This window comes from Capsulimonas sp., from assembly GCF_039929585.1.
GTDB lineage: Bacteria > Armatimonadota > Armatimonadia > Armatimonadales > Capsulimonadaceae > Capsulimonas.
Genome location: NZ_JBDSQY010000260.1, coordinates 1 through 12123, shown reverse-complemented (window position 1 = coordinate 12123; position 12123 = coordinate 1). Strand labels below are relative to the sequence as shown.

6 protein-coding genes are annotated in these 12123 nt (G+C 55.7%); 4 read left to right on the top strand and 2 right to left on the bottom strand.

From position 1 onward, the window contains the following. Positions 1 to 338: 338 nt before the first annotated feature. The 3 genes from ABIZ35_RS19925 to ABIZ35_RS19915 all read left to right on the top strand — a co-directional run bounded on the left by ABIZ35_RS19925 (position 339) and on the right by ABIZ35_RS19915 (position 6340). Positions 339 to 740: a hypothetical protein gene (locus ABIZ35_RS19925; protein ID WP_348221673.1), complete on the top strand. Its 402-nt coding sequence runs from the start codon at positions 339 to 341 to the stop codon at positions 738 to 740. Positions 741 to 1070: 330 nt separating this feature from the next. Continuing rightward, positions 1071 to 3818 (top strand): NB-ARC domain-containing protein, encoded by a 2748-nt coding sequence (locus ABIZ35_RS19920; protein WP_348221672.1) that lies wholly within the window; start codon positions 1071 to 1073, stop codon positions 3816 to 3818. 173 nt (positions 3819 to 3991) lie between these two features. Beyond that, the gene (locus ABIZ35_RS19915; protein WP_348221671.1) at positions 3992 to 6340 is read left to right on the top strand and encodes an FG-GAP-like repeat-containing protein; all 2349 of its coding nucleotides are present in this window, start codon (positions 3992 to 3994) and stop codon (positions 6338 to 6340) included. Between the two features lie 207 nt (positions 6341 to 6547). Here ABIZ35_RS19915 and ABIZ35_RS19910 read toward each other — a convergent pair whose 3' ends face one another. Together ABIZ35_RS19910 and ABIZ35_RS19905 are read right to left on the bottom strand one after the other, a co-directional pair. Continuing rightward, positions 6548 to 9799, bottom strand: a complete 3252-nt coding sequence (locus tag ABIZ35_RS19910; protein WP_348221670.1) for a DUF3160 domain-containing protein — start codon at positions 9797 to 9799, stop codon at positions 6548 to 6550. After that, positions 9792 to 11336, bottom strand: coding sequence for a CapA family protein (locus tag ABIZ35_RS19905; protein WP_348221669.1), 1545 nt, complete (start codon positions 11334 to 11336; stop codon positions 9792 to 9794). The genes ABIZ35_RS19910 and ABIZ35_RS19905 overlap by 8 nt, the downstream gene beginning before the upstream one ends. A gap of 212 nt (positions 11337 to 11548) precedes the next feature. Here ABIZ35_RS19905 and ABIZ35_RS19900 point away from each other — a divergent pair, with 212 nt between their 5' ends. Continuing rightward, positions 11549 to 11983, top strand: a complete 435-nt coding sequence (locus ABIZ35_RS19900) for a hypothetical protein (RefSeq protein ID WP_348221668.1) — start codon at positions 11549 to 11551, stop codon at positions 11981 to 11983. The last annotated feature ends 140 nt before the right edge of the window (positions 11984 to 12123 follow it).

The window sequence follows — 12123 nt, the reverse complement described above, 5'->3', positions numbered from 1 at the left end:
ATTATTATGCTGATAAAACTTCCGATTGGAAAATTCCCACGCCCGAAAGTCAAAGACCTGATCGCGCACGCCGTCGCGCTGCTGCTGGCGGCCGGAATTATAGCCCTCGTTATGACGCTCCTGTGCTCTTTTGGCGACGAATTCATGCACGAGGACTTCAGCATGTAGCGTCAAGAGACAGGGAGAATTCATGGAAAAGTTTATCAATATTATTGCGGTGATCTTGTTTTCCATCTGTCTGGCCATCTGCATGATCTTCCTATGCATGGTGGGACATGAGTTGTTTCACGGGGATTACAGCATGTAGGCGCGCGGCGCAGACACAGAAGAGAAATTTTGTGAAAGAGTTTATCAAAAAGTTCATCGATAATATCCGAGAAGAGAAATTTCCAGAAGACCGCCCACTAATGGTGATCGATCCCGAAACGGCGTTCGTGTGGAGCGGCCTCGCCGGCATGATCCTGACGTTCATCGGTATCTGGACAGGATGGCAAGGCTCTTCCGAACTGCATCTCACATTTTCGGAATACCTCAACCGCCGTTATATCTCGGGAGGTACGTCCGGTGTCGCAGTCGTTGTGGGCTTCATCTCGGCCATTATGGTTTACCGGCGGATTCCCAAAGAAGCATTCCCGCGTCCGACACCCCGGCAAATCATCGTGAATGTGGTGATGCTCTCGATCATCACCACCTTTCTCGCCTTCTTCTGCGCGGCCTTCAGTGGAGACGACGGCATGTAGGTGCGCTGATCCTTGATCTACGTACCGCGACAATGCAACGGATCAAGATAACGTGCCCTGGGGACGGTGGCGAGCGGAAGATTATTTAAGGTCACGGTACCTCAAGGCTTTTTGATTAATGCGTAAGCATTCCAATGCGTTACGAGTTTGCTACGAATATGCCCCTTGACAAGATGTATTTAGTTATAGTGACAAGAGTAGCCTCCCAAAATCTTTCTCGCAAAATTTAATATTCATAAACAAAGGGATATTAAATTAAATGTTGAAATCAATGTAAGACACAGAGTGGCTATAAAGGCGACGACAGTAGAAAGACAGGAATTTATTTCTATGACGACAGAACAGGCTTCTACACATCGGGGCGACAGTGAAGGCGGTTCATATAGAATTCAAAGTGCTATGGTACTTTTTGCTCTTGAAGAAGCACTTGGAAGTTTCGTTGTACAGGCGGTTCCAGAACCTAATGACTTGCCTCTCTCGATTAGATCCGCAATTGAAAATCGAATGCAAGGTGTAAACATTGTTGCAGTTGGTCAAATAGTTCAAGAAACATACATAAAAGAAGTAATAGATTTAGCAGTCAATGCATCATTAGGCAGATCAGACAATGACCTGTTGCAGCATTTGAGGCAGTTAGTCACATCATTGGATGTATTTGAAATACGGAATTCAGTATGTCACCCCAACCGACTGTTTCCAGAATGCTATTGGTACCGAATGGCTGCATTAGCGACCGACCCATGTATCGAACAGCTTCGACTTAGAAAAGTTACTGATGCGTTCAGGTGCGCAATCGAAGGACGTCTGACACCACCTCCTGATGGGTGGCTAATGCAGCGCCCATGGAATGTACCTAACAATCTGCCATCTACTTTTGACCACCAAGTTACTGGACTAATTGCCCGTAAAACTGAAGCTAAAGATCTTCTTAAGCGCATTCAAAATTTGCGCAATTCATTAGTAGCAATAGTAGGACCAGGCGGTACAGGAAAAACAGCTTTATGTCTAGACTTATTAAGAGAATGTTTGCTCGATCCTCTTACATTGAAATGGGCAGACGAGATAGTTTACGTTTCTGCTAAGACAGAACAGCTTACTGCCTTTGGTGTTGAACCGATAGCAAATCCTGTAGACTCTTTAGACCTTGTCAAAGAAATAATAGCGAAGGCGCTACTCGGTATTAACAGCGAAGACATATCAAATGAGAGCAGTAACTTGTTTGATGATGTGTCAGAAAGTATGAAAGACCGACGAGTTTTGCTGTGCATAGATAATTTGGAAACGCTATTACGTGATCATCCACAACAATTTGAGGATTTTATACAATCGCTACCAATTGGGTGGCGTGTCCTAGTCACCAGCAGAGTAAGCGTTAATGGAGCAAACGTTCTACCATTGGCATCAATAAATAAAGAAGGTGCGGCAAAACTTGCTAGAGATTACGTGTCTTTAAGGGGTGCAGGACGACTTGAGGAGATACAGGTAACGCGGCTTATTGAAGTTTGTGATAGAAACCCATTAGCTATTCGATTAGTTATAGACAGCTATGCTGCAGGAAGTGAATTATCAACTGCGCTTGCTCAGACTAAAGATCGAATCACAGATTTTTCATATACTGCACTTGTGGACCATTTGCATCCTAATGCTAATAAAGTTTTAGAGTGCCTTTATGGATCGAGCGAAGCGTTATCGCGAGCGCAGATTGTGCATTTATTAGACTTAACTCCAGATAATATTGCAGAAGCTGTTAACAGTCTTCTTAGGACGAGTCTTGTTACTCGTAATATAGAAGGAACAACAGAACGATACGTTCTTAGTTCATCCGTTCGTGAATTACTTTTACGGACACCACGCGATGCAAGCGTCCGTAATGATGTTTATTCTCGTCTTCGCAAGCAACAACGCGTCATTGCTGAGCTTGACCGAAAGGGTATAAAAGATCCGTTAGATGAATCTTTTGTCTCTCCTACTTCGCCTGATTACTTACGCGCACTAGTAGCTCGCGTTCGGTTAAGCACTTTGGGACGTTCATCTCGTGTCAACCAAGTTTCAGACTTAAGAGAAGTTAAAAGAAGCTTAGAGTTAGATAATAGCCAGCCCATTTTATACAGAACTGAGGCGTTGATTTTAGAACAACTGGGTGATAGATATGGAGCTATTGAGGCATTTGGACGAGCTGTATCATTTGATGGTTCGGATGCTTGTTCTAGATTACGTCTTGCGGAACTCCTACGAGATGAAAACCGTCTTGTTGAAGCAATAGATCAAACCACACCGCTAATATTATCTGGTTATCTGAACAATAGCACATCTACAGAAAGAAACAGAACAAGATTGTTCCGCACCCATTGGGTTTCTGTCTTGTGGCTCAAACGGTATGATGAGGTATTAAGCGAAACAGAAAACTGGCGTGAACGAGATGACTTACGCCAGAGTTATGTCGCCCTTAGAGTTTCTGCATTACAGCGGTATTTAGATGATGGTCCACAAAGTGCTCTAGACTCTGAATCGATAATATCCGAGATATTCTTTTGCCTAAGTGAAGCATTTCGTTTAGATGGCTATCTTGCAGATGTTGTTCACGAAGGTTTCAAAGCGATTGAGCGTTTGGTCAGAATACAAGACAGAACACAGCTAACAGAAAAATCACAGATGGAATGTGCATTTTTTCTTAATGAACACCTAGCTGCTATGTGCGCAACATCGTATGATTATTCGTTATCTGATAACTTCGTCATTGATTTAATAACAGCCTTCCGCGCGGTCGGAGCAAACGCTGAAAACCCATTAATCTCTGATTACTGGAATGATTTAGTTTCAAGAGGAATAACTGATGATGCTGCTTTGGCAAGTGTGGGATATGAATCCGCGAGAATAGCTACTATTTTCACAAACAAAGATCATCTATTTGCTCGCGCGTTGGATGGGTCTCGAGACTTTTTTGTACGTCTATCCGCTACAGAACTCACGAGAAGCCAATTCTCGGCTTTGAAAGTTGGACAACTAATAGAAGTTCTCCCAGGAGAGCTTCCGGCCGGGAGTAGAGCTTGGCCAGCGAAACACGCAATGATAGGATAATATTTAAGACTACGTAGATACGAATGGTGATTTGAGACGGTTCCTTCACGGTTATGCTTTATTAGAAACAAGTAATAACACGATAATCTTATTCTCTTTGCCACCCGACAATTCAACTATGCCGACGAGTCGCACACCCGCCACTCAAACACTCGGCGCAGGAGAATTCTCGTATGTACTGTTGCCCCCGAATAATCGCGCGCTGGGCTGCGGCGGCGTTTCTATTATTCGTATTAGTGATAGGCGCACAGGCGCAGGATATGCGGCCGGGTTATTATGACCAGGGCGCGCCGGTGTATACGGATATTTGGGTCAATCCCGTGAGCGGGAATGATGCGAATACGGGCGCGACGCGGGCGGCGGCGGTTCGGACGGTGGAGATGGCTTGGCGGAAGATTCCGATGGAAACGGCGCTGACGAAGGCGTATCGGGTTCTGCTGACGCCGGGGGATTATCAGGAAAGCGCGATGCCGTCGGGGAATTGGTTCGAGCTTCGCCAGGGGAGTTTTGCGCATCCGGTGGTCATTCAGGCGGCCGATGGGAAGCATACGGCGCGGCTGCACGCGTATCTTCAGTTCGACCACTCTTCTTATCTCTATCTGATTAACTTAGATTTCGTGACCGATCCTGGTTATGGGGGCGGCGCGAATATCGTCCACTATTCTTACTGCGACCATATGCTGCTCAAAGGCTGTACGCTGAATGGGTTCGACGGAACGGTGCGGCAGCCGCAGGAGACGCTCAAAGTCAACCAGGTGCAGTACATGTACGTGGAGGACTGCGACATCAGCAACGCCTTCTGGATGGGACTGGATTATGTCGCCGTGCAGTACGGGCATGTCCTCAACAACAAGATTCACGACACGGACAACGACTGCCTGATGGTGAAGGGCGGTTCGGCGTATCTGCGCATTGAGGGGAACGAAGTCTATAATTCCGCGCAGTGTGGACTGGTGGCGGGACAGGGAACGACATTCGGGTTCATGGTTTCGCCGTGGCTGCACTATGAGGTGTACGACAGCAAGTTCGTCAACAACGTTGTGCACGATATTCAGAACGCGGGCATCGCGGCGCGCGGAGCGTACAACGTGCTGTTCGCGCAGAACACGTTCTATCGGATCGGCCTGGACCAGGTCTATGGCTCGGGGCTGATCTTGTGCTCGCCGGGCGGACGAGTGTGCGAGGGTGATCTGGAGATCTGCCGCCTGCTGCATCTGGCCGGAGGATGGGGGCAGACTGTGATCGACGACGGCGCGGAATGCATCCCGAACCGAAACGTCTATATCTACAACAACATCTTCTACAATCCGCCGGGAACGCGCACGATGTACGGGCACTTCGTGTTCTTCGGGCCGCAGACGCCGCCGGCGGGGGCGAATATCCCCGGTCCAGTTCTCTCCGACAACAACCTGCGCATCAAAGGCAACATCTTTTGGAACGGCCCGGCCGATCTGGAGCTGGGCATCGACGACACGACGGGATGCCGCCCCTCCAATCCGACTTGCAATGAAACTCTGCTGCGCGGGCAGAACACGATCAACACCGTGCAGCCACAGTTCGTCAACCCGGCGCGCGGCGACTTCCGGCCCGCTTTAGGCGGCAACATCTTTCGCGCGGTCACCTACCCCGTGCCGGACTTCGCCGGCAACGACCGCCAGGCCCGCCCACTGGCGCCGCTTGGCAACCTCTCGAACTTCGTCGGACGGGACATCTACGGGCGAGCGCGCTTGCCCCTCAGCCCTCCCGGAGCGCTGACAACGGCGCCCTCCGACTTCAACGGCGACGGCAAGTCGGACCTTGTCCTGGTGAACCCCGCAACGCGGTCCTTCGGCGCGTGGTTCTTAAACGGCGCCGCCTGGACCGGCGGCGCATTCTGCGCGACTCCCCTGCCCGACGGCTTTCGAATCGCCGCCACCGGCGACTTCAACGGCGACGGGAAACCCGACCTAGCCCTGGAGAACGCCGCCACGCACGCCGTGCGCTTCTGGTTCATGAGCGGAATGACTCGGGGCAGTGAGGCGATCGTGGCGACGCCGATGACGGGAGGCTGGAAGATCGTGGCCGACGGGGATGTCAACGGCGACGGTCATTTAGACTTGATCCTGGAGAACAGCGCGACGCATCAGGGCGGAGTCTGGTACATGAACGGCGCCAATCGCCTGGGCGGCGCGGCCTTCACAACGGTGTTGCCCGCAGGCAGCCGGATCGCCGGCGCAGGTGATTTCAATCGCGACGGCCGCCCCGACCTGCTGCTGGAAAACTCGACGACGCATCTCGCCGCCCTCTGGTATATGAACGGCGTGACAAAAACGGGCGACGCCAATCTCACGCCCGCCCTGCCAACAGGCTTCGCCCTCGCCGGCGTCCGCGACTGGGACGGCGACGGCGCGTGCGACCTCACCCTGTTTAGCGCCGCCACCCGAACCGGGATGATCTGGCGAATGAACGGCGCCGCCCGGCTCACGGAAACGCGGATCACCCCGGCGCTCGGCGCCGGGTGGAAGATCGTAGGCGCGCCGTGAGATTCTAGTCTAGTACTGTGTTAACTTGATCTTTATCCTTTGGTTTCGGCCCCTCCGCCCCATCCTGGGGAACCGGATTGATTGCGACTACACTCTGCTCCCCAGGATGGGGACGGGGGCCGAAACTGAGGGGCAAGAAATCAACTTAACATAATACTAGATTAGTGTCTGCCACCCCGGGGCGATGTTGGCGTTTCATAGAGGCCCCTACTGCCCGTACTGCTCTTTATCGATGTGCGAGATGAAACTCTTGGTCCAGGCGGGCGTCTTGGGAGCTTGTGGCGTGTCCAATAGGGCGCGCCATTTTTCGTCCGTCAGGCGATCTTCGGCGGGATGCGTGAATTCGTAGTAGGTGAACACGGCGCCGCGCGCGATCTGGCGGTGGCCCTGGTAAGGAACGGCGACGTAGATCGGCAGGGCGCGACCTACTCCCTCTTCCAATGCGAGCAGCTGGTTGAGCTTGGTGGAGAACGCGGAGGAGACGTCGGCGACGATCGCCATGTCGTTGCCTTCGGTCGATCCTGTTTCGCCGCCTTCGGCGGTCACCAGCGCCAGATGTTCTTGATAGGCGCCGTAGAAACGGAGCTGCTCGATCTCATGCGCCGTGAGCGCCGCTCCGGTCTCTTGTTTCCGGCAGAGGCTTTGCACCATGGTCAGCAGGCTGCCCAGTGTATCCAGACGCTGAGCGCTGGCTGGGGTGAGGTAGTTTTGCGACTGGAGCGCCGCGCGCTCGGCGTCCACCAGCATTCCCAAGCGTCGATACACTTCCGGGGCGGGCTCTACGAAGCCGACGGGCTGGACCGGCGCGACGGATTCGCTGATGCCGCCTTCGCCGCCAAGCTCCGTTGCGACGGGCTGTTTCGGCAGGACGTCGTGCTTGAGCTCAGCCCAGGTTCCCAAAGCGGCGTTGAGGTTTTTGTCCGTCCAGGCCGGGCTTTGGGTGAAGGCGAACTTGGAGGGCGCGCCCGTTTCCTTGAGCAATGGCAGCAGGGCGTAGAGGGTGCGTGTGTAGAGGCTGCGCGCCCAATCGGCTTCCGTCCACGCCGTGAACTTCTCCCGTTGTGCTTGATACTGGGCGTCGTAATTGGCGTACTCGGTTTCCTTCAGATTGAAGTCGAAGAAGCTGCCCTGGAAGGTCATCGTTTCCAGCAGGGAATGCGCGCGGTCGGAGCCGAGCACGGACATGACGTCCAGACCGAGCGCGAAATAGCGCGGCCGTTCGATGGTTCCGACATCGGGCGGCAGGCCGTCATAAACCATCTGCTGCATGATCTCGGCATCCGGCGTCGAGGGCGCAGGAAGGAATCGGAAACTTGGGCCGGCGATGGGCGCGATCTTCGGCGCGGGAAGCTGGGCCACACGCGCGGCGAAAACCGCGCTCTTCGCCGCGTCGGCGATGTCCGCCGTCGTGGGCGCACTGCCGTAGACATCCTTGGCCACCGCCATGTAGGCCGTCAAATCCTGATCGTCGGCGCTGCCCGCGAACTGATGGACCGTGTCTTCGATCTTTTGCCAGCGCGCCATCGTCGGCGCATCGGTCGCGGAGAGGAGCAGCAGAGCGCGCTGTGTCAGTTCCGGCGTCCGGCGAAACGCGCCAGCGCTCAGCCAGTGCGAGACAAGGAAATAGCGGCGCAGCACCTCCGAGCGTGTGTAATGGCCTCGCGGGATGAAGTCGCTGTAGTCAAGTTTGCTGTTGACGGGCGGCTCTCCCTCGCCAACCGACAGCTCGCCGCCGAAAATCGGACTGATTGCTCCGCCCGCGTGGGCGGAGATCAGCGCGATCTCCTGGTTCACCAGTTCCGTCACGTCAGGCGGAAGGCTCGCCAGCGTTTGTTTTAAGGGCGCGGTCCATTTGTCCAGTGTGGCCTTGTCCTTGAGGTCCTGGCGTTTGCGGTTCGCGGCCCGGTCGGCGGCCATCGGATCATCGGGGGCGGGCGGCGTGGCGGCGTTCTCGCCGGTGTGGACTGATCCCATCGCCAGACGCGCCGCGACCGCGAAGAAGGCGGCGTTGGCCTTCGCATTCGCGATCACGTTTTGGTCCGAGGACGCCTTTGCCTGGTCGAGCGAGCCGCGCAGATAGTGGTCGACCAGAGCAATTGTCTCCGGCGCCAGATGTCCCGTCTCCACATCGCGCAGCAGATAGTCGAAGACAAGATGATGCAGGTGCAGCAGTGAATCTGTGGTCACGAAGATCGGCAGGTTCGCGTAATCCGTTTCTTCATAAACGCCGAACATCTGCCGCTGTGGATACCCACTCGCCACAAAAGAGTTTTGCGTGAGGTAAGTCCGATCGGCGGGTTTCAGCCGGTCGAAGTCCGTGAGGTTGACGATGTCCAGCAGCGGCTCATTGCAGGTGACGGGGCGCAGATGTGTTCCCCCGCCGTCCGCGACGGTAAGAAGCGCGGTGCGCGCATCAGACATCCAGCTAAACCCGTAGGGCGCGACCGTCCCGGCGGGATAAGTCCGTGGAGGCAGTTTGAGCCCAGGCAGGGAAAACAGCCGCAGCGAACCGCCCGAGGCCGCCGCCAGATACTCGCCGCTGGGGGTCCAAGCGAGCTGCGCGGCGCCATTGACGACGCCTACGCGGCGCATCGACTGGCGCAGGGCTTTCTGATCGACGCCAAATTTGATCGTCCCTTCGCCGTCGTTGAGGTCGCGCGTTACGGGATAGTCGGCGCTGTAAATGGAGCTTGTGTCCCCACGGCGCACGACAAAGCCGATATGGCTCGTCGTCCGCTCCCAGCACGGATTTAAGTGCGCGCCGGGAATGCCCGTGGAAAGCGTCATGAGCTGCCGGCCATCCTCACGCACGGTCGCGATCTGCCGCTTGTCACCCTGGCCGCTCACAAATAGCAGCTTGTAATATCGCGCGGTCTTGTAAGCGTCAAATCGATATTTGTATGCCTGCCAATCCGTTGAATCTTTCGCCAGCATCTCCAGTAGCTTCAGATCCGAAGGCGCAAGATTTGCCTTGGATCGTGGCGTCACGGTTTGGCGCAGAGGATCTTTCTCATACGGCAGCTCAAACGGGCGCGGCGACCACTGCGGAGAACGCGAGTCGCCCGGTCCATGCGTGATCGCGCGCAGCCCCGTCCCATCGGGATGCGCGGCGTACAGGTCGTAGTGTCCGGCGCGGCTGGACGCGAAGGCGATCAGACCACCGTCCGGCCGCCACGACGGCTCGACATCATCTCCCGGTCCCGATGTGACGGCCTTAGCATGGGATCCGTCCCGATTGCCGACAAAGATGCGCCACCCCTTGGCCGTCTTCTTCTGATAGGCGATCCGAACTCCGTCTGGCGACACCGCCGCCTGCCCGACGCCCGTTCCGAAAGCCGCCGGGTCAAACGTGGGCGCACCCGCAAAGGCGCGATCGGCGCCTGCAATCGGCAATACCAAAAGCGACAAAACCATCCACGAAGCGCCTCTGCGCGCCCGGGACTTATACCGATCAATCATGCATGTCTCCGTCTTTTGCGCCTTTGCGAGGCGTTTCGATTCGTTCTTTCATAATGCTTGACGCAAATTCGGCGCCATCCTCGGACGGGGCGTGTGTGGGGCGCACGAACACCTGATTTCGTCGTCCCCTTTCGGCCTGAATGAATGTGACGTAAGAGCCACCGCGATCGCGCGCGATGCGCAAATCCCGGACCTCACCGCGCACCGGCGTATCCCAGACACGGCGCACGCCGAACCCGTTCCATCGATACACACTCAGCCACTCGAACCCTTGATGCTCCGGCAGACGATCCCGTTCCAGAGCCACAATGTCGCACCCGGAGTTCCTGGGCAAAAGCCAAAACTTACGATAGGGACGGCTCAGCCCGCTGCCGCGCCAGCGAGGCTGGAATACGCCGCGCGCGTCCACCGAGTAGACATACAAGCGCCGACCGTCGCGAACATCCAGCTTTGAGCGCTGGATCAGTCCCAGCACCACGTCATCGCGGCCGTCGCCGTCGATATCACCCACTTGAAGGTCAAAAATATGAGGATGGCTTCCTTCGGCCAAGCAGCGCCAGCCGCCCTCCCGCCGCGCGTAGGCCCGCAGCGCGCACGTCCCATTGCGCTTCCGAGACCAGACCACTAACTGCTCCGCCGTTTCCCCGCGCACAAAACGACCAGGCGCGAGACGCACCAATGTTTCGTCCTTCACCATGGGCGCGGGGTGCTTTTGCTTGGGCGGCGTCAGCGGCAAAACGCGATAGGTGATGGCGTTCGATGGAAGGATAGAAATGCTGGCGGCGAACCCGTTCTGCGTCTTGCCGCTGAGTCGATCGAAAACAAAGTTGCCTAGGCTATAGAAGATCGGCCGCCCTTGGTAGACTTCGACACGCTGAGCGACATGGGGATGATGGCCGACAATGGCGACGGCCCCAGCATCGATCAAATTATGCGCGATCTGCACCTGCCCCACGCTCGGCGCCGATGAATACTCATTGCCCCAGTGCAGAGAAACAAACACGATTTCGCCAGCCTCGCTCAAGGATCGAACCTGCGAGATCAAGCCCGTCCCGGCGATGTTTCTGAGGCGCACGCGTCCCGCGCGCCACGGCCCATAGGCGCTCGCCGCGATCCAGGCGATACGCCGCCCCCGAACGGTCTTACGCCAGACCGGCCACCAATCCCCCTCTCCCTCCCGAGCGCCCACGGCCGCGACGCCCTGCCCGCGCAGCGCCTCCCGTGTCGTTCGGTATCCGAACGCGCCCGCATCAAGCGCATGATTGTTCGCAACGGAAACCACATCCATTCCCGCCGCACCCAAAGCGCGCGCCATGTTCGGCGAGGCAAAAAGTTTAGGATTTCGCGAGGAAGGAATGGGGGCGGAAGTGAGAACGCATTCCAGATTACAAAAGGCAATATCAGCGCTTCGGGTTTGCGGCGTCAGCCATTGCAGCGGCGTGCGCCCCTGTTTCAGATCGCCCGTCACCCCTCGTCCCAGCAGCGTATCGCCGGCGATAAAAACAGAGATTGGCTTTTGTGAGGACTGTGCCGCCATACAAGACGCCGATGATGCGAGTATCACGGCGGCAAGCCAGCCAGACAGAGTTTGGAGCGAAGACTTCCGTCGGCCGAGATTTGTAAAAATAGCGTGACGGCTCGGCATTGGCGCAGTATTCGCCGCCGCAAAGTCGCCTTCCTTCTTATTACGCCCTGCCGGCAACGGGTATCGGGTATATTAACACACCAAGCAAGCACACAGGAACAACCGTGCCGACACCGCCCTTTCGATACTTTCGGGACCCACTCTTTCTTTTCTGCCTTGCTGCTTATTTTGTCAATCGTTACGCGATCAAGCCGCATGTCCATGGAGGCTTCGCGCATACGTCACTCAACGATTTGATCTGTATGCCCTTCTGGATCCCGATCATGCTCTTCGGCATGCGCCGGCTCCGGCTGCGAGCCCACGACGCCCCGCCAACGCTGGCCGAAATACTGATCCCACTTTTCTGCTGGTCGTACCTCTTTGAAATTCATCTGCCGCAGATGCATTTGGGGCGCGTGCACGCCACCGGCGACCCAAGCGATGTCCTATGCTACACGATCGGCGCCTTGATCGCTTCCCTTTTCTGGCAATGGTTCTACCGCCCACAACCGAAAACGGCTTCCACGCCGGGCAGCAAATGCGCCGGCGACACGATGTGAGAAATGATGAACATTACCCCTTGGCGGCGCTTCCTGATCGGCGCGCTGTTCAGTTTTTTCGCTGGAGAACTCTTCCTATACAGCTTCGTCACTCCCAGCAGCCCAAAAGAAGTGGATTATCGCCAGCATTATGGGATTCC

Bases quoted from the DNA above. Each gene is read 5' to 3' on its own strand.
- ABIZ35_RS19920 (WP_348221672.1), top strand. From the start codon at position 1,071: ATGACGACAGAACAGGCTTCTACACATCGGGGCGACAGTGAAGGCGGT.
- ABIZ35_RS19915 (WP_348221671.1), top strand. From the start codon at position 3,992: ATGTACTGTTGCCCCCGAATAATCGCGCGCTGGGCTGCGGCGGCGTTT.
- ABIZ35_RS19910 (WP_348221670.1), bottom strand. From the start codon at position 9,799: ATGATTGATCGGTATAAGTCCCGGGCGCGCAGAGGCGCTTCGTGGATG.
- ABIZ35_RS19905 (WP_348221669.1), bottom strand. From the start codon at position 11,336: ATGGCGGCACAGTCCTCACAAAAGCCAATCTCTGTTTTTATCGCCGGC.